Origin of the sequence: Paraflavitalea sp. CAU 1676 (genome assembly GCF_029223285.1) — a bacterium.
Taxonomy (GTDB): Bacteria; Bacteroidota; Bacteroidia; order Chitinophagales; family Chitinophagaceae; genus Paraflavitalea.
Genome location: NZ_JARHUJ010000005.1, coordinates 181,505 through 207,787, shown reverse-complemented (window position 1 = coordinate 207,787; position 26,283 = coordinate 181,505). Strand labels below are relative to the sequence as shown.

The following is a 26,283-nucleotide window of genomic DNA, read 5'->3' as shown; positions in this document are numbered from 1 at the left end:
GAAAACGGCAGTCAGATAATATAACGTCGCACGGGTGAAAAAGGTTGCTGTTGCTGAATGCTTATAGCAGATTATACAATTGTGATGATGCAGCTTTTTGAGGTTTGCATTTGCCCATAATAGGGCTACGGAAAATCTAGCTCGTGCAAAAAACTGTGGTGTTTGGGTATCGAAATTGGCTGCTCAGCGCTGTGAATAACCTGTGTATCCAATTTTAACTTTTCCTTTGATTTTCTGTTACATTTGCCGCATCGAAAGACGGACAGAACCTGGATCCCTGAAAACTCTCCACCGATTTCTTGTTCATGATACCCAGAAACACTGGCTGAAACTCAGCTATAGGAGGGAATTAATTATTTGATAATGGCCCCTGCCCCCTCAGCGAAACAGATCATTGTTTCTTTGCGCCCGGAAAATATAAACACGCATATATGAGAAGATCCACTAAGATCATTGTCTGTCTTATGCTGGCAATAGTCAGCTGTATGAACGTGGTGGCGCAGGTCACCACCAGTAGTATGACCGGCATCATCAAAACCGACAAAGGAGAACCCCTTGTTGGTGCAACTGTTACCCTTAAACATGAACCTACAGGATCCGTATTCACGGTGATCACCAGAACCGGTGGTCAGTTCGATGTGGCCAATATTCCTCCCGGTGGCCCTTATTCCGTTAAAGTTTCGTATGTTGGCATGAGCGATTTCACCCGCAGCGATATCAATATACCGCTGGGTGAAAAATTCGATCTGCAAGCCACATTGGGCGGAGCAGGTGTTGAGCTGCAGTCAGTAACCATCAGCGCTGGTCGCAGAAGCACTACCATTAAAACGGGCGCTTCTACGAACATCAGCAACAGGCAGATCCAAAACCTGCCCAACGTATCGCGCAACCTCACCAACCTTACCCGCCTTACCCCTCAGGCCAACGGCAACAGTTTTGCCGGTATGAATAACCGTTACAACAACATTACCATCGATGGTTCCTTGTTCAACAACAACTTCGGTCGTAGTGGTGATGGCATGGTGCCCGGCGGAGCATCGTCGGCCATCTCTGTTGATGCCCTCGATCAGGTACAGGTGAACATCGCTCCCTACGACGTACGGCAAAGCGGCTTCGTGGGTGGTGGTATCAACGCGGTTACCCGCCGTGGTACCAACAACTGGTACGGTACGGCTTATGGTTTTTACAGAGACCAAAGCTTCAATGGCAAAAAAGTAAAAGGAACTGAGTTCGCCAATCCTGACAGATCTTCCAAAGTCTATGGCGCCAGCATCGGCGGACCGATCATCAAGGATAAGCTGTTCTTCTTCGTGAATTACGAGCAGGAGAAAAGAACACAACCGGGTCAAACCTTTGAAGCCAAAACAAGCGCTGATGACAAAAACCCGAATGCCACCGCTGTATTGGCCAGCGACCTGGATAAATTGAGGCAGCACCTGATCACTACGTATAAATTCGACCCAGGTGTTTATCAGGGATACGATTTCGCTACCGAGAACAAAAAGTTACTCGGCCGTATCGATTGGAACATCACCTCCAAACATCGTTTAACACTGCGTTATACCCAGTCTACAACCGACGACGATGACCAGATCAACGCTTCCAGCACGGCCTCACCGGTACCACGTGTGAACAATAGCCGCAGAGGTGGAAGCACTGGCGGTATGGCCTATATCTCTTCCAATTTCAAGAACAATGTGGAAGTTAAATCGGGCGTATTGGAACTGAACTCCAATTTCAGCTCTAAGTTCACCAACCAATTGATTGCATCTTATACCGATAACCAATTGAAGCGCGACCCTGCCAGCAATGTATCCTTCGTAGATATCATGAGCGGCAGCAACGTATATATCTCTTTTGGTAACGAACTCTTTTCTTACCTGAACAGCATCAGCGATAAAGCATTGAATGTTGCAGATAACCTGACTGTTAACCTCGGCAAACACACGGTAACTGGCGGCATTAGCTTCGAGGCGTTGTCATTCGCCAACTCCTTCACCGGTGGTGCAGGGCCCAGCTATTATCGTTATGCTTCCTTGCAGGATTTCATCGACAATAAAGCGCCTACCCATTTCTCTGTGGCCTACGACCCCAACAACCGTTTGGGCATCAAAGTACCCGAAGCCAAATTCAACCAACTCGGCATTTATGCACAGGATGTGTGGACACCCTCGAACAAGTTCAAGCTGACTTATGGCCTGCGTGTAGACCTGCCTTTCTACCCTTACGATCCGCCCAAGAACCCAGCGCTGGAAGCAGTTGCCTTTAAGGACGAAAACGGCAACACGGAGCATTTCGACGTGAGCAAATGGCCCGACCAAAAGCCACTCTTCTCTCCCCGCGTTGGATTTACCTATGACGTGCAAGGCGACAAATCGATCATCGTTCGTGGTGGTACCGGTCTCTTCACCGGTCGTATCCCCTTCATCTGGTTGGTTAACCAGGTAGGTGACAATGGTGTGATCCGTGCACAATACAACCTCAACAGTACCGACAATGCGGTAGACATCGCCAAGATCAAGTACAACACTGATAGAACTACCTATATTCCTCCTCAAAACCAGATACCACCTGTAGGAACAGCCATCCCTTCGGGCCGTCCTTCGTACAGCGCTGTAGCGAACGACTTCAAGATGCCACAGGTATGGAGAAGTAACCTGGCGGTGGACAAACGTTTCGCCGGCAACTACGTATTCACCCTCGAAGCGATCTATACCAAACAGGTAAATAATGCCTATTTCCGCAATGCTAACCAGGGCGCTCAAAATGGCACACTGGCTGGCGCAGATAAGCGGCCCTATTACAATACCCGCCTGAACGACAACATCGCTCAGATGATCGTATTGGATAACACCAGCAAAGGCTATAGCTTCTCCCTGACCGGTCAGATCCAAAAGACCTTCTCCAACAACTGGGAAGCTGGTTTAGCTTATACCTGGACGCTGGCGGAAGAAGTGGCGATCGGCAGCGGCGACCAAAGCGCGAGCGGTTTCAATACCAACAACATCATCTTCAACCCCAACAAACCCGATCAGGGGCCATCCAACTATGCGATCCCGCATCGCATCGTAGCGCATGCTTCTAAACGTTTCAACTACTGGGGCGGAAAGGCGGCAACCACCATCGGCCTCTATTACAGTGCGCAACCACAGGAACGGTATACATACCGGTATGGCGGCGATGTGAACGGCGATGGACAAACCAACGATGCCATCTATATTCCTAAAGATGCCTCTGAGATCCAGTTCGTAGAAGGTTTCAAAGTAGGCAGTGGTGCCAGTCAGAAAATATACACGGCACAACAACAAAGCGATGCCTTCTTCGCTTTTGTTGAAAGCGACAAGTATCTGCGCAAGCATAAAGGCCAATACATTGAGAAATATGGTGCATTGCTGCCTTGGGTACATGGTCTGGACCTGCGCGTATTGCAAGACTATAACTTCCGCGCTGGCGGCAGAAAGCATACCATCCAGTTCAGCATCGACCTGCTCAATGCGCTCAACCTGCTCAACAATGATTGGGGCTATCGTTACCAATATACTTTTGGTACATTCCAGGATATGGGTATCCTCGGCACACCGACTTCTGGCAGCAGTTCCAACAACACGGGCAATGAAGCATTCAACAAGAACACGCCCAAGTTCACGTTCAACCCTGCTAACCCCAAACAAGGTTATCAGCCAGCCTATACCACAGCGAGCACCTGGGGTATTCAACTGGGTCTGCGGTATATCTTCAATCAATAAGGCATACACCGTATAAAAAGAGCGGCCGTCTTCGTATGAAGACGGCCGCTCTTTTTATGTAGTAATTTATTTCGTTGGATTATTCTTCGCCCGGACCTCTAAATCCCCACTTCAGGAAGGTAGGCAATGCCTTGGCCCAGGTAGGCACATCGTGTTTGCCCTTCTGCAATTGAAAGTATTGCATGTCTCTGCCGTCCCGGTATCCCTTCTGCAGCAGTTCGCGCATCAGGTCGATGGTATCGTCGATAGAATCGATCACGCCATTCCTGTTGCGGTCTTCCGTTTCATCGAGGGTACCGCATTGAAAGAAGAAACGCTGACCGGGATGATACTCTCCCGCACGCACCTGCTGGTGCATCATGCGGTGTTTATCGCCGTTGTAATCTTTCGCGTCTTTGTCTTTCGAACGCCACCACAGCGAACCGGAGAACACACCCACTTTCGAAAACACTTCCGGGTGATTCCAGGTAATATCCATGGCACTCAGTCCGCCCAGTGAAAAACCGGCGTAGGCTCTTTCCTTGAATTCGCTGATCCTGAAATGACCATAAATAAAAGGGAGCAATTCTTCCAGTATAAATCGTTGGTATTCGGCGCCTTTGGTGCCACGGCCCTTAAAATCGGGACCGATGGCCATGCCGTATTCATTCAAACGGTCTTCACCGCAATGAATACCAGCTACGAGCAGCGGGGTTATTTGCCGGGTTTCGGACAGGTAGCCGAGCATCTTATCAAATCCCATCGCTTCAAGGTCCTGTCCGTCATTGACCAGCAGCAGACTTAACGCTGCGGGTTGTGCGGTTTGGTGGGGTTGATAAAAGTTCACAGTTACGGTACGTCCCAGGTGTTCGGATGGCAAGGCAATGGTCTCTACCATGATGCCGGTACTAATCTCAGTGTGCATACGGCGGCAAAAGTAGGGATTTTAGGCATCCGAAAGCCTGCACTACGGTTGGGCCGTGTTTTCGGGCGACCAACACGTAAAATTACGCGACCCGCCCGCTAAAGACGGTTGCCTCCTCACCTACACAACCCTCTTGCGCAATCGACACCATTACCCCGGCGCCTACCTTAATTTGGTATTTCCCCTGCATTCAGATAAATTTGGTTTACACACTTCACACACTGCATAGATCATTAAAAACGAGCGCATATGAAAGGACGGGCACAGCATTTCGATGAGCGTACTTTACGCCAGACGGCATTCCATATCGCTTATTCAATCATATAAAATCATTACAGATGAAAAAGATCGGCATTCTCTTCGGGAAGGAAAGGTCATTCCCCATGGCCTTTGTAGAAAGGATCAACAGCAAGGGAATCAATGGAGTGACGGCCGAGCCGGTGCGCATCGACAAAGTGGTGCAGGGCGCTGCCGATGAATATGCCGTGATCCTGGACCGCATTTCGCAGGACGTACCCTTTTACCGCGCCTTCCTCAAAAATGCGGCGATCTGCGGCGCGGCAGTTATCAACAACCCCTTCTGGTGGAGTGCCGACGAAAAGTTCTTCAACAATTGTCTGGCCGTCAAGATCGGTGTGCCGGTTCCCAAAACGGTGATCCTGCCCTCATATCAGTTGCCACCCGATACTTCTGATCAATCCTTCAGCAACCTCTCCTACCCGCTCGACTGGGAAGGCATCTTTAAATACGTAGGCTTTCCGGCCTATATGAAACCTTTTGCAGGGGGTGGCTGGAAGAATGTTTACAAACTGCACGATATGGATGATTTCTACCACAAGCACACAGAAACCGGCCAACTGGTAATGCTGCTGCAGGAAGAGATTATCTTTGAAGAATATTACCGGTGTTATTGCATCGGCGGTAAGCATGTACGCATCATGCCATACGAGCCGCGCAATCCGCATCACCTGCGCTACACCAGCGATTTTCATCCCACACCCGAAAGGCTGAAGCAAATGGAAGAGATCGTACTGCGCATCAACCAGTACCTCGGTTATGACTTCAATACCGTTGAACTGGCCGTGCGCGACGGCATCCCGTACGCCATCGACTTTTGCAATCCTGCACCCGATGCAGACCTGCCCAGTGTGGGCGAAGACAATTTCAACTGGGTAGTGGAAACAGCCGCCAACTACGCCATCGAGCGTGCCCTGGCCCACAAACCCGATCGTGACAACCTCACCTGGGGTGAATACATCAAACACAGTGCAGCCAAAAAACCCCTGGCTTAATACCAGGGTCAACCAATTATTCAATCTGATCAATGGGAAATACGAACTACAAGCAATTTACGCTGGGCATCGAGGAGGAATACATGGTACTGGATCCCAATACCCGTGAACTGAAGAGCCACGAACAGCGCATCGTGACGGAAGGCCAAAAGGTCATCAAAGACAAAGTGAAGGCCGAAATGCACCAGGCCGTAGTAGAAGTGGGCACCGATATTTGCCAGAATGTGGACGATGCCTATCACGATGTAGGCACCCTGCGCAAGACCATGGCAGGCATCGCCGGCGAACTAGGTTATGGCATGGGCGCTTCCGGCACCCACCCCTTCAGTCATTGGGAAAGTCAGCTCATTACCGATCATGCCCGTTATAACGAGATCGTGAACGAATTGCAGGAAGCTGCCCGCAGCAACCTCATCTTTGGTTTGCATGTGCATGTAGGCATGGAAAGCCGCGAAATGGCCAACCATATCGCTAACAGCACGCGTTACTTCCTGCCGCATATCTATGCTCTCAGTACCAACTCACCCTTCTGGGAAGGCCGGCAAACCGGGTATAAGTCGTTCCGCACAAAAGTATTCGACAAGTTTCCCCGTACCGGTATACCGGAAACCTTCGATTCGATCGAGTCGTACGACAACTTCATCAAATTACTGGTGAAGACCAACTGCATCGATAATGCGAAGAAGATCTGGTGGGACCTTCGCGTACACCCCTTCTTCAACACCGTCGAATTCAGGATCTGCGATGTACCGATGACCGTATCGGAAACCATCGCCATCGCGGCGCTGTTCCAGGGCGTGTGTGCCAAGATCTACAAGCTGCGTAACCAGAACCTCAACTTCATTCAATACTCCCGCGCGCTGATCAACGAGAACAAGTGGCGTGCAAGCCGCTATGGCATCGACGGCCGCCTCATCGATTTTGGCAAGGAAGAAGAAGTGAATGCCCGTGTACTGATCTATGAATTGCTCGACTTCATTGACGATGTAGTGGATCCGCTGGGCAGCCGCCACGCGGTGAATTATGTGGCCCGCATGATGGAAGAAGGCACCGGGGCCGACAGGCAACTAAAGGTGTTTGAACAAACCCAAAGCCTCACCGCCGTAGTCGATTACATACAGGCCCAGTTCCTCCACGGAATTTAATGCACATCAAAAAGATCCTATAGAGCAGCGCCCGCAAGGCGCTGTTTTTTATTGGGCATGGTAATTTTCCAATATCTTTAAGCACCCATCCTCCCCCCTTCACAAAAATTTACCGGCATGATGAAGTACTGTTCATTGGTTCTATCGTTATTGGCATTGGGTACCGCACAGGCACAGCTCAAAGCAGATACGGCGGCTATCGGGCAGGCAGCCCGCCTGACCGACCTGGAGTTTACCGCAGCCGAAAAAGATTCCATGGTCGAAGGGCTCAATGACAACCTTACCCATTACCAGCGAATGCACCAGTTGACGATACCCAACGACCTGGCCTACCCTTTCGCCTTTCATCCCGCACCGCAGGGATTCAACATACCGGTAAAGCAGGCAAGTGTTCGCTGGAATATCCCATCGAATGTTGCATTGCCCGCCAACTTGAACGAACTCGCCTTTTATTCTATCCCCCAGCTGGCCTCCCTCATCAAAAACAAAAAGATCAGCTCGGTAGCGCTCACCACCTTTTTCCTGGATCGGCTGCGCCAATGGGGCGACACCCTCGAGTGCGTGATCACACTTACTCCCGAGCTGGCCTTACAACAGGCCCGGGAAGCAGACGAGGCCATCCGCAAGGGACAATACAAAGGTCCGCTGCATGGCATACCTTATGGATTGAAAGACCTGTTTGCCGTAAAAGGATATAAAACCACCTGGGGATCGGTACCCTACAAAGACCAGGTGATCGATGAAGATGCTTTCGTATACACGCAACTAAAGAAAGCAGGTGCCGTATTGTGCGCCAAACTTTCGCTGGGCGAACTGGCTTATGCCGACCTGTGGTTTGGCGGTCGCACGCGCAACCCCTGGAACCTGCAGCAGGGATCGAGCGGTTCCTCGGCAGGTTCTGCATCGGCCACGGTAGCAGGGCTGCTGCCTTTTGCCATAGGCACGGAAACCTGGGGCTCCATCGTATCGCCCTCGCACACCTGCGGCGCCACCGGCCTGCGCCCCACTTTCGGTTCGGTTAGCCGTACTGGCGCCATGGTATTGAGCTGGAGCCTCGACAAAGCCGGCCCCATTTGCCGTAGCGCCGAAGATGCGGCGATTGTATTCTATTACCTCAAAGGCACCGATGGCAAGGATGCCAGCGCCGTCGACCGCGCCTTCAATTATACCGGTAAAGTGAACCTTACGCAATTGCGTATCGCGTATGCGGGCAATTACTTCAAAAACCTTTCTCCATCGGCCCCGCAATGGGGTGTATTGGAAACGCTGCGCAATGCAGGGGCACTGATCCGCGAGGTCAACTTTCCCGACTCGACCATTTACCCTTTCAATATCATGGATGTGGTGATCAGTTCCGAATCGGCCGCCGCTTTCGATGAACTTACCCGCAGTCACCAGGACGACCTCATTCGCCGGCAGGACAAGAATTTTTGGCCCAACAGTTTCCGGGTTTCTCGTTTTGTGCCGGCCGTTGAATACATCAATGCCAACCGGCACCGGTACCGGTTGATAGAGGCCCTGAATGCATTCACCAAACAATACGATGTGATCATATTGCCCACCTATGGCGGTAATCAACTGGCCATGACCAACCTCACGGGTCATCCCGTGGTGGTATTCCCGGTAGGCTTCGGCAAGAACGGGTTACCTACCAGCATTACCCTGCTGGGCAACCTGTACGATGAAGCGACCATCCTGGCCGTGGCCAAAGCTTTCCAGGAAGCGACTTCCTTTCATACCAAACATCCAGAAAAATTTATCCGGTAATCATAGATTTGATGCTTGCCGGTCAAGACAGCCAAAACGGCCGCACATCATTCATCAAACGCACAACCGATCAATCAGTAACATGAGAAAGACCTACTGCCTCCTATTGCTTGCTGCACTGGGCGCCTGCCAACCTAAAAAACAGGCCGACCTCATCGTGTACAATGCCACGGTGTATACTGTCGACTCCACCTTCAGTACTGCCGAAGCGTTGGCGGTGAAAGACGGTAAGATCATCGCCACCGGCACCTCAGCCGACCTGATGGCCCAATACGAAGCCAAAGAAAAAAGAGACGCCCAGGGTAAGTTCATTTACCCCGGCCTGATCGATGCCCACGCCCATTTCTTACAATATGGCATGGGATTGCAAACGGCCAACCTGGTAGGCACCACCAGCTGGGAAGAGATCATCCAAAAACTACAGGCATTTGCCACTGCCAACCCCGAAGGCTGGATCATTGGCCGTGGGTGGGACCAGAACGACTGGGCCGTGAAAGAATTTCCGAGCAATGAACAACTCAATACCTTATTCGCCGGCCGTCCAGTATTGTTGAGTCGCATTGACGGCCACGCCGCCATCGTGAACCAGGCAGCTATCGACCTGGCAGGCATCAAAGCAGGTCAAACCCTCACCGGCGGCACTGTAGAAGTAAAGAACGGGAAACTGACGGGCCTCCTGGTCGATAATGCCATCGACCTGGTATCGTCTAAAATACCATCGCCCACCCCCGAAAAAGTAAGTAAAGGTTTGCTGGCCGCTCAGCAAAACTGTTTTGCCGCCGGCCTCACTACGGTGGATGATTGCGGCCTCGATCATGAAGCCGTAACCTTCATCGACAGCATGCAACGCAGCGGCGGATTGAAGATGCGCATCTATGCCATGCTAAGCGATGCACGCAAGAACTACGAATACATATTTGCCAAAGGAAAGATCAAGACCGACCGGCTCAACGTACGCGCCTTTAAAGTATATGCCGATGGCGCACTGGGTTCACGTGGCGCCTGCCTGCTGGAACCATATACCGACAAACCTCATTGGAGCGGCTTCTTGCTGAGCGAGCCTGCCCACTTCGACTCTGTCGCCAACCTGCTCTATGCAAAGGATTACCAGATGTGCACCCACGCCATCGGCGATTCGGGCAACCGCGCCATCCTCAACATCTATGGCAAATACCTGCAAGGAAAGAACGATCGCCGCTGGCGCATCGAACATGCGCAGGTGGTAAACAAAAACGACTTCCAGCTCTTTGGCCAATACAGTGTGATCCCTTCTGTACAGCCCACACATGCAACCAGCGATATGTACTGGGCGGGCGACCGCCTCGGTGCTGAACGGGTGAAGGGCGCGTATGCCTTCAATGACCTGCTGCAACAGAACGGTTGGATACCGCTGGGTACCGATTTTCCGGTGGAAGATATTTCGCCAATGAAAACATTCTATGCTGCCGTAGTGCGTAAAGATGCCAAAGGGTGGCCCGATAAAGGTTATCAAATGGAGAATGCACTTACCCGCGAAAATGCCCTGCGTGGCATGACCATCTGGGCTGCACGCAGCAACTTCGAAGAACAGGAAAAGGGAAGTATCGAAGCCGGTAAGTTTGCCGACTTCATCATTACTGATAAGGACCTGCTGAAAGCGGCGCCGGCAGATATCCTGCACATACAGGTGCTGGCTACGTTTGTACAGGGCGAGAAGGTGTTTGAAAAATAACTATCTCAATAATCGTTGCAGAACCGGTGGCTTGCTGTCCACCGGTTCTTTTATTTGGAGGCCGAGGAGGCGGACAATCAACGAATACACGTGGATGTTTTCGAATGACCCGATCACCTTACCCTTCTTGAACGCCGGCCCCCAGGCCATGAAACTTGCCTTCAGATCTTTTACCACCCGGGGATCGAAGCCATGCCGGCCGGGATTGATCTTTTTATTGGTCCACGAAAATATCTGCGGATAACGTGCTACCAGGTAAACATCGCCGATGCGATCATAACGATCATCTTTTTTTCGATAATGCCAGGCAGCGGGCGACTGATCGCGCAGGTATACATCGTATCCTTTGGCCGACGCCTTGAGTTGCTTATACAAAGCCATCACATCGGCCTTCTCCCTGGCATAATAGTTCACGAGCACATCACCGGCAATGGTAACCCATTGCGTGGTATCGGCCTTGGGCGGCAGCATGGTATTGACCGTATCCACCGATGCCATCCCATGGTCGCTCACAAAAACATAGTTCACGGGCAGGCCCAGCGAATCGACCATGGCGATGAGTTGCCCGACAGCGTTATCGACGACCCCGATGGCCTTGATCGTTTCTGCATGATCGGGCCCATAACTGTGGCCGGCATGATCCACCTCGGGCATATAGAACGTGATAAAATGAGGACGCTGTTCATCAGGAAGCTGTAACCATTTTTTGACGGTCTGCAACCGATCGCCGAGCGGGATCATCTCGTTGTAATTGTAGTAATAGGTAGGCTGTGTGCCATCGATGGCCACTTCACTGCCTACCCAATAAAAGCAGGCCGACAACAATTGTTGCTGCTCGGCCAGCACCCAGAGCGGTTTACCGCCATAGTAATAAGGGTTTTCGGCAATGGCAGGCTTCGACCGGGCATAGATCTCTTTGCGCCGGCGATCGTAGAAATTATTGTTGACGAGGCCATGGTGGGCAGGATAGAGTCCGGTGACAAGCGTATAATGATTGGGAAAGGTGAGCGACGGGAAGGAAGGGATCATCGATTCGGCCCGCACACCGCGGCTGCTTAAACGCAACAGGTTGGCAGCCTGGTACTGATCGGCATAATTGTACCTGAACCCATCGGCCGAGATGAGGATCACATAGGGTTTGGCCTGTTGAGCGGCCGCGTTACGACGCCCCGGGGTAATGTGCTGCGTAGTATCTTTCTCCTGTGCCAGGCACCATGTCCCCGAAATCAGCAATAACAGCAGGCAAAACCAAGCGATACGCCATGACATCATTTCGATATATTTAATCCGTTAGGATACAAAATAAGGTAAGGAAAGGCAAATTGCCCGGCTTCTTTTTAACATCAAAAACCATTAGTTTTGGCCACCCAACAGCACAAGCATATGAAAAAAGTATTTGTAATCTCTGCGCTCATTACCTTTTTAATGGCCTTCACACTTCCTCAGCAAAAGCAAAAGATCGTATTCTTCGGTGATTCTATCACGCAGGCTGGCGTAAAGCCCGGCGGCTATATCACCGTACTGGGCGATCTGCTGAAGCAAAAGAACATACAGGACGAACTGATTGGCGCCGGCATTGGCGGCAACAAGGTGTATGACCTTTACCTGCGTATGGAAGACGACGTATTGGCTAAGAACCCTACTACCGTGGTGATCTGGGTAGGCGTAAACGACGTATGGCATAAAAAGACATCGGGCACTGGTACAGATGCCAATAAATTTGAAGGTTTCTACAATGCCCTCATCAAGAAATTGCAGGCAAAGAACATCAAGGTGCTGATCTGTACACCGGCTGCGATCGGCGAAAAGACCGATTACACCAACGAACTCGATGGCGACCTGAACAAGTATGCCGCCATGATCCGCGAGATCGCGAAAAAGAACAATGTAGCCCTCATCGACCTGCGCAAGGCTTTCCTGGACTATAACCTCGCCAACAATCCCGAGAATAAGGACAGGAATATCCTCACCACCGATGGCGTGCACCTCAACGACAAAGGCAACCAGCTGGTGGCCGAGCAAATGTTGAAAGCACTGTACAAGTAGTTTTTAACCGGGTATTAATAACCCTTTTCAACGAACACGATACCTTCTTCGAATAGAGCGGCACCCACCCGGTGCGGCTTTTTTTGAACCACACAGACCCGCCTTTTGTTATCATATCGTGTGCAGACAGCCAAAATGGCAAAAATTCTTATGTTTGCAGGCATGTATATGAGCGATCCTAAACACATACACATAGCAATCCTCGACCTCTATGAAGGCGTGGCCAACCAGGGCATGCGTTGTATCCGGGAACTCCTGACCCAGTATGCCGAAATCAATCAACTCCGTATTGAATGGGACGAATTTGATGTGCGTTCCAAACAGGAACTACCCGATCTCTCCTACGATCTATACATTTCCAGCGGTGGCCCCGGTTCGCCCCTCGATAGCGAGGGCAGCGAGTGGGAAAACAAGTACTTTAACTGGCTTCGGTCGGTGGAAGACTACAACACCGGCGACCGCCATCTCATCAAAAAGAATGTACTGTTCATTTGTCACTCCTTTCAACTGGCCTGCCGCTATTTCAAAGTGGCCCAGGTAACCCAGCGAAGATCTACCGCCTTTGGCGTATTCCCGGTGCATATGCTGGAGACCGGCCATGAGGAACCCGTATTCGACGGCTTGCAGGATCCATTCTACGCGGTAGACAGCCGCGATTACCAGGTGGTACAGCCCGATACCCAGCGGATCCGCTCGATGGGCGGCGCCGTACTCGCCATCGAAAAGGAAAGACCTCATATACCCCTCGAAAGGGCCATCATGGCCATCCGTTTCAATGAAAACATGATCGGCACCCAGTTCCATCCCGAAGCCGACGCATCGGGTATGAGCCTCTACCTGCAACGCGACGACCGCCGGCAGGTGGTGATCGATAACCATGGATTCGAGAAATGGCAATCGATGATCGAGCAGCTCAACGATCCCGATAAGATCCGGTATACCTATTCGCACATTATTCCCAATTTCCTGAAGCACTCCATCAACAACCTCGTGGAAGTAGAAGCGTAGAGTTGTTACGATGCCTGTTTTGTTGGTCACCCATTGCACACAGCCATCCCGCTGATGGCTTCCCGTTTCTTCGTATCTTCCGGGCAAAACAAGTCTGCCATGGTACCCAGCCTGCGCAAAGCGTACAATGAGTCGTTCACGAAAGAGCAATACCAACAATTTCTTAATGACCTCAACAGCAAATATCCCGGCGCCATTGAATTCAGGCTGGCCGAAACACCGGTTTTCGTAAGCAAATCCTTTGCGCAAAAGATGTTCGATGCCTGCGAAAGCATCATCGACGTGATCACCGATCCCCATTTCAAGGAACTAACAGAAAGAGCCATTCCCCAGGGCGAGCGGGTGCCCAACGAGAACGGCCACGCCCATATGATCGCATTTGATTTTGGCGTGTGTGAAGATGACAAAGGCGAACTGGTGCCACAGCTCATCGAAATGCAGGGCTTTCCTACCCTCTTTGGTTTCCAGGTGTATTATCCCGACCTGCTGCGCAAGTATTTCCCCGTGCCCGGCAATTATTCTCAATACCTCAACGGATTGAACCATGACACCTACCTGCAGCAACTGAAGGAAGTGATCATGGGCGATACACCCGCAGAAAATGTGATCCTGCTCGAGATCAAACCGCATGAGCAAAAGACGCGTATCGACTTCTATTGCACCCGCGAATACCTCGGCATTGAACCTGTTTGTATTACCGAACTGATACAGGAAGGAAAAAAGCTCTACTACCTGAAGGATGGGGTAAAAACGGCTGTAAAGCGCATCTACAACCGCGCGATCTTCGACGACCTGAAGGCACAGAAGAGCAAGCTCGCCAACTATGTCGATATTACGCAGGACCTCGACGTGGAATGGGTGCCCCACCCCAACTGGTTTTACCGCATCAGCAAGTTCACCATACCCTTTATCCAGCATCCCTATGTACCCGAAACCTGGTTCCTCAATGAACTGAAGCAAGTGCCGGCCGACCTGGAGAACTATGTATTGAAACCGCTGTTCTCCTTCGCCGGACAAGGCGTAGTGATCGATGTAACCCAGGACCATATCATTAACATTCCCGATCCTGAGAACTGGATACTGCAGCGGAAAGTAAACTATGCGCCGGTGATCCCTACACCGGATGTGCCTGCCAAAACGGAGATCCGCCTGATGTACCTGTGGAAGGATGGTTGGGACCGACCCCGCCCGGCGATCAACCTCGCACGACTCAGCAAAGGAAAAATGATCGGCGTGGATTACAACAAGAACAAGGAATGGGTAGGCGGCAGCGTTTGTTACTTTGAACAATAAGATCAACATCTTATATTGCCCCCCTAATACAACCTACACCATGGAACCCGTTACATCATTGCCTGGTGACCAGGCATTACAACCTGAGGTACAGGAATACCCCAGTCTCATGAAGCGCTACCAGTCGCTTTTTATTGATTTTTTGTTTGCCCTGTTCTGCATGTTTGGCGTAGTAGCTTTATTGGATAAGTTTGGAGATATCCCAGGATGGGTCAGGTTTGCTGCTTTCATTTTTCTTTGGGCTGTTTACGAACCTTTGTGTACGGCCCTTGGTTGTACCCTTGGCAACTACCTGATGGGTATCCGCGTTCGCCAGTTCAACAATACCTCTAAAAGGATCAATATCTTCCAGGCCTACCTCCGTTGGCTCATCAAGCTGGTGTTGGGATGGCTTTCATTCCTGGCGATCCACTCTAATCCCCAGAAAAGGGCATTTCACGACCTGGTTGCCGGTTCAGTGATGATCACAGCGAAATAAAACCTTTAGATATGCAACACCTCAACGACATTAAAGGCAAGGAGATCGTGCCGGGCTATTTTGGCCGGTTCGTGCATGGAGACAAGATCACCATGTCATTCGTAGATATCAAGAAAGGCCATCCGTTGCCAGAGCACAAACACCCGAATGAGCAGGTGACCTTTATCCTTGAAGGCGAACTGGAGATGATCATAGGTGGCGAAAAGATGGTGTTGACACCCGGCATGGTGCATGTAATCCCGGGCAATACGCCCCACAGCGCCATTGCGCTAACAGATTGTCGCGTGCTGGATGCCTTTTCACCGGTGCGGGAAGACTACCGTATTTAAAAGCAAATGCCGCCCAACCACAGGCGGCATTTTGCATGACTATGAAACCACACTACTATCTTAACGGCCTGTCATCCAATCAGGCCGCACTTCATTATCTTTCTTTTTGCTTACCATGTTCACATTCACGACCCACTCGTCCAGTTGGTAAAGCAGTTCGAGCTCTACATGAAACTCCCGGAAACGTTCATCGGCTGTCTGGATACGAAAGGCACTTGTTACAAAGTCCATTCCTTCCGATACGTCTTCAAACTCTCCATTGAGGAAATAGACGCTGCCATCCACCATACGCAGCCTGCACTGATTCAATTGTTGATACAGTTTTTTGTAGGCCGACTTTGCCTTACTGAAATTGTCGCTGCGGAACAAGAGCGCCTGCCAGCTGGCCGTAGTATCTATTTCAGAATGGTAAAGGCCCACGACACAATGCTCCGATCCCGGGATCTTCACGGTAGAGCTATACTGGTGCCAGTCGCCGGTAGCCTCTACCAGCTCACCCGTAATATGTTTGTAATTGTAAGGGAAATCGCCCATGATGGTTTCTACCGCCTTGATAAAACCAGCATTCGATGGCTCTGATTTGAATTGCGCATGGGCAGACAGGGACAGGGCCATAACGGCCAACAGCAGGTTGGTTAACTTCTTCATTGGGTTAGATTTAGGATTTATTGTGTTGATTTCTCCACAGGATATTAACGCATACACTTAACGGTATTATGAAAAAAAATTGTGGCAGCGTTTACATTTAATTCTTTTTTATTGAAGAGAGCCGACCGCTACCTGCTTTAAAACACATCGCCCTGTTGCGGAATTATCCAACAACAGGGCGATGTTATACTATTCAATATGCGGATTATCCCAATACGCGTTTCCAGTACTGGAGCCAGTCGAGCATGCGGCTGGTGTAACCAAATTCATTATCGAACCAGGTAATGAGTTTAACGTGGTTGCCGACGACGGAAGTAAGGGTACCATCCAGGATGCACGAATGGGTATTGCCTTTAATGTCGAGCGACACCAGTTGCTCTTCGGTATAATCGATGATGCCTTTGTATTCGGTAGCGGCGGCCGTGCGGAATAGCTGGTTGATCTGGTCGGCCGCGGCAGGCTGTTTCAATTGAAGGGTAAAGTCGGCCAGTGCCCCATTGGCTACCGGCACGCGGGTGGAAACGGTAGCGATCTTACCCTGTAACAAGGGGAATAAGGTTTCGAGGGAGTGGGCCAAATCGATCTCTACGGGGATGATCGATTCGGCAGCAGCCCTGCCGCGGCGGAACTGCTTGTGCGGCGCATCGACGATACCCTGGCGGGAAGTATAAGAATGCAGCACGTTGATATGGGCCGATTCGATCCCGATGGAGTTCATGAGGTAAAGGATATGGGTGGAGCAGTTGGTCATGCAGCCACCGGGCGATATGATATCGGTTTCGGGGGTCAGCAGGTGCTGGTTGAAGCCGTAGATCATCAACGGTATCTCCGGCGCACCGGTGGTTGACAACAATACCTTCTTCGCCCCAACCGATAAGTGGGTGGAGGCGCCTGCCCGGCTGGTGAATTTGCCGGAACACTCAAGCACTACATCCACACCCAGGTCTTTCCAGGGCAGCTTAGCGGGATCGGACTGCTGCAGCACGGCGATCGACTGTCCGTTTACCAGGAGGCGTTCGTCATTCTCTAATGTTATTTCATGCTGATAGGTGCCATACACCGAATCGTATTTGAGCAGGTAGGCGAGGTTGCCTGGTTCCATGATGTCGTTGATGGCTATCAGCTCCAGATCCTTCCTGCCTGCCAGCCGCCTGAAGAGAAGCCGGCCGATACGTCCCATTCCATTGATCGCAATACGCATGTGTTCTTTGTTTAAAAATGGCTGCAAATATCGGTAAGAAGAAGATACCCAGGTTCACCGGAGGTGGTGAGTGGTAGTCCGGTTGCCACATAGGCGGTAGGCCAGTAAAAGAAAAGGCTCCAACGCGTCTTCGCCGGATGAAACGACGCATGGCAGATCAAATCAGCACCTCTGGAGGCAAGGAGTGAAGGTCTTTTAGGGGTACTTGCGGGCCGGTGTGGGGGCTCGCTGCATAGCCAGTAGGCGGTGGCCCGGCAGGAGTTCCAAAGTAGCCGCGGGGTGCTCAGCGGCCCCCACCCACCCCTGCGCCGGGTAGGGATATACCCGAATCTGACAATTATCAAATTCCTGATAATCTGTAAGTAACTAGAAATCAATGGTGGAATTGGCCAATTATTAAGGCTCTGTAAAAATTTTAATACCGGGCAAGCAGGCGAACCCGCGAATACCATTATTGTCCTAAATTTGGCCTTACCAACCTGTTTATAATTCTACCAGACCAACCCCCGCTACATCCATTAAATTCTGTCAGGACCGAATTGCCTTTGAAAAGTGACCTGAACAAAGTATTTACTTACTATACCATTTAAGTTCGTTTTAAACTATTAACTAAAACGGTGGAGGAAGATTGTATGTATTCGTATGCATTGTTAGAGACTGGTTATTATTACCTGATCCAGGAAAAGGAAGATAGCCCGGTATCATTGATCAAAGTAACTGTAGAAACAGATTATTGCCAGTATGTCACGAACTATGCGGAAGTGCCAGTACTGGAATGGAAGAAGAAGGCCGACCCCATTTTCGATATACTCGAATTGCTGAGTGATGACAAAGTGAAGGAGTGGGAATCCGTGTATAATGACAATCAGGACGCCTATTACGAAGAAGATGATGACTAATGCAATAAATCAGCTCCCGGCCCCGACAGGATGCCGGGAGCGGTTTTTAAAGCCCATACCTTAACCGTAGCAGCTCCCGCCAATACCTCCTCTCCGCTCTATTCTTTGCAGTCACCTGCATCCACCGGTTATTTTCACCCGGTCAACTATATTATGTTCCGGTTAACATAAAATTTTATAAATTAGTTGGTGCCGGTTGCCCTTTAACCCCTTCCACCAAAACGACCTGCTTAGCCAATTACCCAACCGGCCGCGTTCAGTAAATTGGTACAATTTTTCTGTAGATCTAACAGGATACTACTGGTATGAATTTCAACGACGAAAAGTATATTAAGATTCGCAAGGTATTGCTGGTGATCGTCAGCATACTGACCGTATTGCCCCTGGCTCCCCTCATCAACCGTTACATTCCACCGTTGATGGTGGGCGACTGGAACCTCGACCTCACCCTCTCGGTGGCATTGGCAGCGCTTGCAACCTGGCTCGTGTTGAGGTTATTCCGCTTTTTACTGATACCCGCCGTGGCACTCTGCGTGCTGGTATTGCTCTATAACCAGCTTACCAATGGCTATGGCTTCAGCCATATGGTAACGGATTACCGCTCGATGGTAGAGAACAACTGGGGCCGCAATGGTCAAAAGGAAACCGACCTCATTCTTACGCCCGGCATCTTCGACGGACCACTTACCAAGACCATCAAGGTGCTGCAATCGAAAGTAGACTCGCGCGATTCGGTGGTGAGGAATTTTTCCGTGAAGCATTCGCTCGACTATTTTGACGAATACCATACCAAGTATGGTCCTATCGTGCGCCAGCTGTCATTGTTCAAATACATCAACTCCAACTTCAAGTACGTATCCGACTCGGAGCGTGACGAATATTTTGCCACTGCCCGCGAAACCATCCTGAATGGGCTGGGCGGCGATTGCGATGACCATACCCTGCTGATGGTGTCGACCCTCAAATCGATCGGGGCGCATTGCCGTATGGTATTATCCGAAGGGCACCTGTACCCGGAATTGTATGCGGGCGATGAGAAAGCGTTCGACCGTTTACAGCAGGCCATTATTTACCTTTTCGGTGACCGGTCAATCGATAATATCTACTATCATGAGCAGAACGGCCAGTACTGGATCAACCTCGATTATACGGCCAAGCATCCCGGCGGCCCTTACCTGAGTGAAAAAGCCTACGCAATCATCGATCTCTGATGCCGTTTGCAGAGTACATCATGAGCTTCCTGGTTCAAACAAGGAAAACCCTGGCGTCAGTTACCTGCCATTGGTGAGTTGGGGAACAAGCTGCTGTTGGTCGCTATCTGGTGGCGCTATCCTGCGATTCGGCCCAGAAAGACCTTCTGATCGCATTGGTGGTGGGCAATCTCCTGAGCCCATTGAAAAGGAGTCCCGAGCTGCCAATGGTGATGGAAATGATAGTGGAGATATAGTAGATCAGGAATTTATCGACATTATCGGCGACCCCGACCATGTAGTAATCGAAAATGTATACGACGATGTAGGTGCCGTACTGAAACAGCAGCGCGCCATGTATCAGCAACAAGGCTTTCTCGCGGGTGGCATGTTCCATTTGCTGCAGGTACAGCGAGATCTGCCAGATGATGATCGTCATCACGAAAAGCAAGCCGATCCCCATGGAGTATTTCAGCGAATCATAATCGAATCCACCCTGTATAAGGCAGGCTGCTTCAAACACCAGCAACCCAGCCAGGCCGACCCGGATGAAGCGCTTCAGTTTGGCAGAGAACGCCGACAGGTATATGATGCCTACCATCATGGGAATATCGAGCGAATTGTACACGACGATCATGACTTCCACAAACTGCTTATTGAGCCCTTTCACCAACAGCATACTGTTCACGAATCCGTTGACGATCCAGTAAATGGCGAAGTAATTGAAAGGGGAAGCCTGCCAAAGTTTTTTAAGCAACACGATCACCGCGGGTACAAAAGACAGGATGACCGTTAAGATGGATACGACCAGGTAAATTTGACTTTTCACTAAGCTGGCATTACCCTCTAAAATCGCAAAAAATTAAGGAAATATTGCATAGAAAGGCTTTTTCAGTATTACTACCCTGCAAGGTCCTGCACAAAATACGATAGGCCTTTGCGCCTTTAAAAATAGGGGTCCGTAAATTCCCATTTGCTTGTGGTTTTAACTACCCAAACACCCCGAAACAGGCCAATAAAAGCACTACCGGATCACTCCTCCAAACGTCCAACCAGCATTGCGTTCCGCCCCCTGCGCGCCGCTTCCCTGCCACTCACCTAATTCCCTTGCCACTCGCCGCTTTCGACCCGGTACTCCTTTCCACAATAGCCTATATTTAAGCCATCAATGAAGCCAAAAAAACTAACTATGCGTTTACGCAATTTCGTTATGGGATGTACGCTGCTGGCAAGCTATACTGCTGTTGCCCAGCCATCTCCCAAAGAAGATCTGCCAGGTGATTACCTGACCCCTGCTTTTCATGCCGGACGCCGGGATTCTTTGCGCCAGCTGATGCCGGCCAACTCCGTCACCGTGGTATGGGCCTACCCTACCCGCAATTTCTCGAATGATGTGGATTATGTGTATCACCAGAATCCGGATCTGTATTATTTCTCGGGTTACAAAGAGCCCCATTCCATGTTGCTGGTGTTTAAGGAACCACAAACGGCCGCCGACGGCAGCACGTTTAAAGAGCTCCTGTTTGTACAGAAACGCAATGCGCAGGCCGAGCAGTGGACGGGCAAGCGTATGGGCGTAGAAGGGGCTAAGGAAAAGCTGGGTTTAACGCATGTGTTCAATGGAGAGGATTTCAAAAATTACCAGCTCGACTTTACGAAATTCGACAAGATCATCCTCGACCGTTTGCCGGCCGATGTAAACGATTCACGCTACGATAATGCCGACCTTTTCGACCTGCTGAAGCAGTTGAAGGAGAAAGCGCAGATACCCGACAATTATGTGCAGGAAAAACGTTTCGGTACAGCCCAGTTCCGCCAATATACCGGCCAGCTGCGGGAGATCAAAACCGAAGAAGAGGTGAACCTGCTGCGCAAGGCAGTGGAAATATCCTGCCATGGCCAGGCCGAAGTAATGAAGGCAGTACGCCCCGATATGTCGGAGCGTGAAGTACAGGGCCTGCATGAGTATGTACACAAGAAATACGGCGCCGAATATGTGGGTTACCCCTCTATCGTGGGCGCCGGCAACAATGGCTGCGTATTGCATTACCAGGAAAACGAAAAACTGCATGTCGAGAACAAGATGGTGCTGATGGATGTGGGTGCAGAATACCATGGTTATACGGCCGATGTTACGCGCACCGTGCCAGCCAATGGTAAATTCACCGCCGAGCAGAAAGCCATTTATGAGATCGTTTATGAAGCACAGGAAGCGGCATTCAAGCTGTGCAAGGAAGGTAGCACCTGGGGTGAGCTCGATAAGGTGTCACGGAATGTGGTTGCAGAAGGCCTCATCAAGCTGGGCATCATTACCAAGAAAGAAGAAGCCAACAAATACTACCCGCATGGATTGGGCCACCATATCGGTTTGGACGTGCATGACCGTTCTGCTTCGGCTACGCTGAAGAAAGGTATGGTGATCACGATAGAACCGGGCATTTATATTCCGGAGAACAGTAACTGCGATAAGAAATGGTGGGGCATTGCAGTGCGTATCGAAGATGACCTGCTGATCAAGGAGAAGGATTTCGAACTGTTGTCGTGGGCGGCTCCCCGCAAGGCGAGCGACGTGGAGAAAGTAGTGGCAGAGAAGAGTCCGCTCGACCAGTTCACGTTGCCCAAGCTGCAATCGGGTAAAAAGGGATTCTAAACCAGGAACCGGGATGAAACAAAACCCGATCCTGCATAATCAACCCCGCTGAAATAACTGGCCGGCCCTATGGGCCGGCTTTTTTTTGGGGGTGCGATTGCTGACAGGGGCGACCTGCCTGGAGCGTTAAAGGCGATGTGAAGTTGGGGCAGGGCTTTAGGCTGATCGTTGTGAGCGCTGAGGACCGCAGCTTGAAGCGTTGAGGGTGGTGTAGGCGGGGCTTGGGAAGGAAGGCGCTGTGAAGCATTGATTGGGCCTCGCCAGGCGCAGCTTTAAACGCCAGCCCCACTGATCAGAGGCTTCAATTGGGGACCGCAAATCGACGGCCCGGGCCGCTAAAATGTTGTGCCGGGGGCCACGCTCCTACGGTAAAAACTACTTAAAACCGTTTTTAGCCTGCGCTTTTCGCCGATCCGGAAAACCGTATTATTACTAATAAATTCTGCGTCTTTCTACCCAAAAATGGTAGTTTTTCGCAAAAACACTATACGAGGAAAAGTAATACCTCGAATACTATTATGAATATTTACGATGCAATGGGGAATAACTGAAGGCAAAAAAAGGGGCAGATTTGCTCTATGGCAAGCAGGTTGTTAAAAGTATCTTTGAATTAGTTGATCTGATATCCACATCGAAAAATCCACCGCCAATATCCAGGCATCCAATATCAGCTTGAAAAGATCATTCAAAGTCCACAGAAACAATTTGGTTTGATTGTGTGAGAAAGAGAGCAAACGGTTTTTGAAACATCCTGAAAGACTACATATCAACATCCAATTCCTGTAAAGACCGACCAGGATCCAGTAGTCCGGAAAGCCCAGTCGATATCCTAAAAACCTATTCCGCCAAAACACTCAGAACCAGAAACGTCCAATGTCTATGAAGAAGACAAGTTTACCTTCGATCGACTGACAAGTTTAAGACATTCAAAAGCCATCTCTCCCAACGGAGGATGGCTTTTTGATTTGCAGGCTTGTTTCACAAACAGACAAAGGACACCCGTCCCAGGGAGGAGTAACGGTTCATAACCATGTATTAGCGCAAAGTATCTTTATTGACTTTTACGTTCGATTTCGCCTTAACTTAACGGCTATGATGACCAAACTTTCCTGGATAACTCCCCTACTCGCCTTCAGCAGCCTGGCTGGTACAGAAAACCTCAACAGTACGCCGACAGCTTATGCGAAAACCCTGCAGGGCCAGCCTGCACTGACCGATACGCCCAAAGTACAACTGCTCACAAGTGGCACAGAAACCAGTTTGCGTGGCCTCAGTGTGGTCAACGACAAGGTGGTATGGGTGAGTGGCAGTAAGGGGAAGGTGGGCCGGTCGGTGGATGGCGGCGTTACCTGGCAGTGGACGACCGTACCGGGTTTTGAGAAGCGTGACTTCCGCGACATTGAAGCCTTCGACGAGAAAACGGCTGTCATTATCGCCATTGCCGAACCCGCCAATATATTGCGAACGGAAGATGGCGGCGCCACCTGGACCACCGTCTTTACCGATACCACCAAGGGCATGTTCCTCGATGCCATGGATTTTGCCGACAATAAGAAGGGCATTGTAGTAGGCGACCCGATAGATGGAAAGGTTTACCTCGCCACCACCAGCGATGGGGGCAAGTCCTGGGCGAAACTCAAGGCCGTAACCATCCCGGCCAAAGAAGGAGAAGGATTCTTCGCAGCCAGCGGTACCAATATCGTGTATGAAAAGAACGGCTTGTTTTCGGCCGTCTCGGGCGGCAAGGTGTCGCGCTTCGTAGATCCGCGTAATACATTTGTGCTCGACATAACCCAGGGAAGGGAAATGACGGGCCCCAATTCCATCGCCACCCACGGGCAGCATGCCGCCATTGTGGCCGGCGATTACGAAAACAACAAGGACACCACCAAAAACTGTTTGATCTCGTTCGATGGAATGAAGACCTGGCAGGCGCCGGTAAAAGGTCCCAAAGGCTACCGCAGCTGCGTGATCTATCTTGACGAGCGCAGTTTGGTTACCTGCGGCACAGCCGGCATCGATATTTCAACAGACGGTGGTAAATACTGGCACTTCATATCGCCCGAAGCCTACCACGTTTGCCAAAAAGCAAAGAAGGGAAAAGCCGTTTTCTTCGCCGGGGGTAACGGACGCATCGCGAAACTGGTGCACTGACCCGTTTGGTGACGACCTGTGGAGGCTGGCGCGCCAATGAGTCCTCACTTCTTGAACATGAAATAGACCGCTCCCATCAGGAAACCAAAGCTCACCAGGTATTTCCAGTGGAAGGGCTCTTTGAGGTACACGACGGCAAACACGGCAAAGACGATCAGCGTGATCACTTCCTGCGTCATTTTCAATTGAAAGCCACTGAAGCCGCTGGCATAACCATACCGGTTGGCCGGTACCATCAGGCAATATTCGAAAAAGGCGATGCCCCAGCTAACCAGAACAGCCTTCCACAAGGGAATATTGTCTTGTTTCAGGTGGCCATACCAGGCTATCGTCATGAAGATGTTCGACAACACCAATAACACGATCGTACGCATAATGAGTTATTTTTACAGAAGTACTGAGCGCCGAAATTAGAATTTCGTAAATTGACTACAAAACTCTAACACATGATATCCAGCAAAATTGACGCAGCCCTCAACAGGCAGATCGATCTGGAAGGATTTTCTTCAATGTATTACCTGGCGATGGGCTCCTGGGCAGAAGTAAAAGGATATACGGGCGTTGCTAAATTCCTCTATCACCACTCGGATGAGGAGCGCTTGCATATGCTGAAGCTTTTTCACTATATCAACGACCGTGGCGGTCATGCCATTGTACCTCCTTTTGCAGCACCGCAAAAAGACTTCAAAAATATCCAGGAGATCTTCGAGATCGTTCTTTCACACGAAGTGAAGGTCTCTAACGAGATCAATGCCCTCGTAGAACTTTGCATGCAGGAAAAAGATTACACTACCCACAACTTCCTGCAGTGGTATGTAACCGAGCAGATCGAAGAAGAGAGCCTGGCGCGCCAGTGCCTCGATAAACTGAAACTGATCGGGGAAGACAAGGGTGGTATGTACTTGTTCGACCGCGACCTGGGTGTATTGAACCCCCACGGCGGCAGCGGTGGCGGCGGCGGCAGAGGCGGTCATGGTCATTAATGTTCACCGGCAACAAGCTTTGGTCAAAATACCGAAAAGAGTGTGTCTCACATCAGGAGACACACTCTTTTTATTTCGTTACCTCCGCAATCCAGGTGATCGTTTTAGGCATTCACCGACCATCGTTGGGTTTTGATACGCTACTGTTTTGTAACAGCAGGGAGACTATTTTAGCTGCATTGTTTTCCTGGCGATCTCATTGTCTTTTACTTCCACCGAATCGAATACGCGCAGTGCTTTTCCCTTAATGCTGTCCTTACCTACAAAATAGTATTTGCCTTTATTGATGTTGTACAAAGCGATGATGCCGGTAGTTTTCGTAGAAGTATCGTAAACGGCATATTTTACGGAATCGACATCTGCGGCCACCTTGCTCCTATAAATCCTGACCGGTAAATTGGGCAGCAGACCACCCAGCGTATCGGTAAATTGTACATACATCCCATTCAGGTAGGAAGGGCTTACTTCGAGCGTTGTACGAACTACTTTATCGCCACTAAATTCGCCCCCCTCTATCTTTTTGGCGCCGACATATTCGGTTCCATCCTTGAGGTATCGGGTGAAAATGATGTATGCCTTGTCTTCGCACACGAAATTGAAGGAGAAGTACCCCGACTTATCCGTTTTAGTGGCAATCACATACGTGCTTGTATCGTTGCCGGTATTGAGATAAATCGTTTGATCGGCCATCGGCGTTTTCACGTCTTCCGATTCGGCACCTTTCAGGAAAGCATAACCCGTAAGAGAAGCTTCTCCACCGAAGGAATCGTATTTATTGCAGGCCGCCAGGGAAATACATGCTACCAGGATTATATAGACTGTTATTGATTTCATATGTG

22 protein-coding genes are annotated in these 26,283 nt (G+C 50.3%); 15 read left to right on the top strand and 7 right to left on the bottom strand.

Annotated elements, in window-relative coordinates; translation table 11 throughout:
• Nucleotides 1-431 precede the first annotated feature (431 nt).
• Entirely contained in the window at nucleotides 432-3,746 is a 3,315-nt protein-coding gene (locus P2H89_RS17325) for a carboxypeptidase regulatory-like domain-containing protein (protein WP_275829122.1), read from the top strand.
• Nucleotides 3,747-3,825: 79 nt separating this feature from the next.
• Here P2H89_RS17325 and P2H89_RS17320 read toward each other — a convergent pair whose 3' ends face one another.
• Nucleotides 3,826-4,650 (bottom strand): alpha/beta hydrolase-fold protein, encoded by an 825-nt coding sequence (locus P2H89_RS17320; RefSeq protein WP_275829120.1) that lies wholly within the window; start codon nucleotides 4,648-4,650, stop codon nucleotides 3,826-3,828.
• A gap of 338 nt (nucleotides 4,651-4,988) precedes the next feature.
• Between P2H89_RS17320 and P2H89_RS17315 the strand changes: the two genes are divergently transcribed.
• The 4 genes from P2H89_RS17315 to P2H89_RS17300 all read left to right on the top strand — a co-directional run bounded on the left by P2H89_RS17315 (nucleotide 4,989) and on the right by P2H89_RS17300 (nucleotide 10,565).
• Nucleotides 4,989-5,942: a hypothetical protein gene (locus P2H89_RS17315; RefSeq protein WP_275829118.1), complete on the top strand. Its 954-nt coding sequence runs from the start codon at nucleotides 4,989-4,991 to the stop codon at nucleotides 5,940-5,942.
• A 32-nt stretch (nucleotides 5,943-5,974) separates the two neighbouring features.
• The gene (locus P2H89_RS17310; RefSeq protein ID WP_275829116.1) at nucleotides 5,975-7,087 is read left to right on the top strand and encodes a carboxylate-amine ligase; all 1,113 of its coding nucleotides are present in this window, start codon (nucleotides 5,975-5,977) and stop codon (nucleotides 7,085-7,087) included.
• Between the two features lie 117 nt (nucleotides 7,088-7,204).
• A complete protein-coding gene (locus P2H89_RS17305) occupies nucleotides 7,205-8,854 on the top strand; it encodes an amidase (protein WP_275829114.1) in 1,650 nt (549 codons plus the stop codon).
• Nucleotides 8,855-8,936: 82 nt separating this feature from the next.
• Complete coding sequence (locus P2H89_RS17300; RefSeq protein ID WP_275829112.1) at nucleotides 8,937-10,565, top strand: amidohydrolase; 1,629 nt, start codon at nucleotides 8,937-8,939, stop codon at nucleotides 10,563-10,565.
• Here P2H89_RS17300 and P2H89_RS17295 read toward each other — a convergent pair whose 3' ends face one another.
• Nucleotides 10,566-11,837 carry an ectonucleotide pyrophosphatase/phosphodiesterase gene (locus tag P2H89_RS17295; protein WP_275829110.1) on the bottom strand — a complete coding sequence of 424 codons (1,272 nt, stop codon included), beginning with the start codon at nucleotides 11,835-11,837 and terminating at the stop codon, nucleotides 10,566-10,568.
• 111 nt (nucleotides 11,838-11,948) lie between these two features.
• On the opposite strand from P2H89_RS17295, the gene P2H89_RS17290 reads away from it, so the two are divergent.
• From P2H89_RS17290 to P2H89_RS17270, 5 genes are all read left to right on the top strand, one after another.
• Complete coding sequence (locus P2H89_RS17290; RefSeq protein WP_275829108.1) at nucleotides 11,949-12,611, top strand: SGNH/GDSL hydrolase family protein; 663 nt, start codon at nucleotides 11,949-11,951, stop codon at nucleotides 12,609-12,611.
• 135 nt (nucleotides 12,612-12,746) lie between these two features.
• Nucleotides 12,747-13,619, top strand: a complete 873-nt coding sequence (locus P2H89_RS17285) for a homoserine O-succinyltransferase (RefSeq protein ID WP_275829106.1) — start codon at nucleotides 12,747-12,749, stop codon at nucleotides 13,617-13,619.
• A gap of 99 nt (nucleotides 13,620-13,718) precedes the next feature.
• Nucleotides 13,719-14,912, top strand: a complete 1,194-nt coding sequence (locus P2H89_RS17280) for a hypothetical protein (protein WP_275829104.1) — start codon at nucleotides 13,719-13,721, stop codon at nucleotides 14,910-14,912.
• A 40-nt stretch (nucleotides 14,913-14,952) separates the two neighbouring features.
• Nucleotides 14,953-15,390 (top strand): RDD family protein, encoded by a 438-nt coding sequence (locus P2H89_RS17275; RefSeq protein ID WP_275829102.1) that lies wholly within the window; start codon nucleotides 14,953-14,955, stop codon nucleotides 15,388-15,390.
• Between the two features lie 11 nt (nucleotides 15,391-15,401).
• Nucleotides 15,402-15,719, top strand: coding sequence for a cupin domain-containing protein (locus P2H89_RS17270; protein WP_275829100.1), 318 nt, complete (start codon nucleotides 15,402-15,404; stop codon nucleotides 15,717-15,719).
• A gap of 60 nt (nucleotides 15,720-15,779) precedes the next feature.
• Here P2H89_RS17270 and P2H89_RS17265 read toward each other — a convergent pair whose 3' ends face one another.
• Together P2H89_RS17265 and P2H89_RS17260 are read right to left on the bottom strand one after the other, a co-directional pair.
• Nucleotides 15,780-16,367, bottom strand: a complete 588-nt coding sequence (locus P2H89_RS17265) for a hypothetical protein (protein ID WP_275829098.1) — start codon at nucleotides 16,365-16,367, stop codon at nucleotides 15,780-15,782.
• A gap of 205 nt (nucleotides 16,368-16,572) precedes the next feature.
• The gene (locus tag P2H89_RS17260) at nucleotides 16,573-17,568 is read right to left on the bottom strand and encodes a glyceraldehyde 3-phosphate dehydrogenase NAD-binding domain-containing protein (protein WP_275829096.1); all 996 of its coding nucleotides are present in this window, start codon (nucleotides 17,566-17,568) and stop codon (nucleotides 16,573-16,575) included.
• A 632-nt stretch (nucleotides 17,569-18,200) separates the two neighbouring features.
• Between P2H89_RS17260 and P2H89_RS17255 the strand changes: the two genes are divergently transcribed.
• Nucleotides 18,201-18,467, top strand: a complete 267-nt coding sequence (locus P2H89_RS17255; RefSeq protein WP_275829094.1) for a hypothetical protein — start codon at nucleotides 18,201-18,203, stop codon at nucleotides 18,465-18,467.
• A 305-nt stretch (nucleotides 18,468-18,772) separates the two neighbouring features.
• Nucleotides 18,773-19,678, top strand: a complete 906-nt coding sequence (locus P2H89_RS17250) for a transglutaminase family protein (protein WP_275829092.1) — start codon at nucleotides 18,773-18,775, stop codon at nucleotides 19,676-19,678.
• A 103-nt stretch (nucleotides 19,679-19,781) separates the two neighbouring features.
• Here the strand turns inward: P2H89_RS17250 and P2H89_RS17245 are convergent, their stop codons facing one another.
• Nucleotides 19,782-20,486 (bottom strand): hypothetical protein, encoded by a 705-nt coding sequence (locus tag P2H89_RS17245; protein ID WP_275829090.1) that lies wholly within the window; start codon nucleotides 20,484-20,486, stop codon nucleotides 19,782-19,784.
• A gap of 360 nt (nucleotides 20,487-20,846) precedes the next feature.
• Here P2H89_RS17245 and P2H89_RS17240 point away from each other — a divergent pair, with 360 nt between their 5' ends.
• Entirely contained in the window at nucleotides 20,847-22,307 is a 1,461-nt protein-coding gene (locus tag P2H89_RS17240; protein WP_275829088.1) for an aminopeptidase P family protein, read from the top strand.
• A 1,092-nt stretch (nucleotides 22,308-23,399) separates the two neighbouring features.
• A complete protein-coding gene (locus P2H89_RS17235; protein WP_275829086.1) occupies nucleotides 23,400-24,461 on the top strand; it encodes an oxidoreductase in 1,062 nt (353 codons plus the stop codon).
• A 44-nt stretch (nucleotides 24,462-24,505) separates the two neighbouring features.
• On the opposite strand, the gene P2H89_RS17230 is transcribed toward P2H89_RS17235, so the two are convergent.
• The gene (locus P2H89_RS17230; RefSeq protein ID WP_275829084.1) at nucleotides 24,506-24,835 is read right to left on the bottom strand and encodes a DMT family protein; all 330 of its coding nucleotides are present in this window, start codon (nucleotides 24,833-24,835) and stop codon (nucleotides 24,506-24,508) included.
• A 72-nt stretch (nucleotides 24,836-24,907) separates the two neighbouring features.
• Here P2H89_RS17230 and P2H89_RS17225 point away from each other — a divergent pair, with 72 nt between their 5' ends.
• Nucleotides 24,908-25,444 (top strand): ferritin, encoded by a 537-nt coding sequence (locus tag P2H89_RS17225; RefSeq protein ID WP_275829082.1) that lies wholly within the window; start codon nucleotides 24,908-24,910, stop codon nucleotides 25,442-25,444.
• A 165-nt stretch (nucleotides 25,445-25,609) separates the two neighbouring features.
• Here the strand turns inward: P2H89_RS17225 and P2H89_RS17220 are convergent, their stop codons facing one another.
• Complete coding sequence (locus P2H89_RS17220; protein WP_275829080.1) at nucleotides 25,610-26,278, bottom strand: hypothetical protein; 669 nt, start codon at nucleotides 26,276-26,278, stop codon at nucleotides 25,610-25,612.
• Between the last annotated feature and the right edge of the window lie 5 nt (nucleotides 26,279-26,283).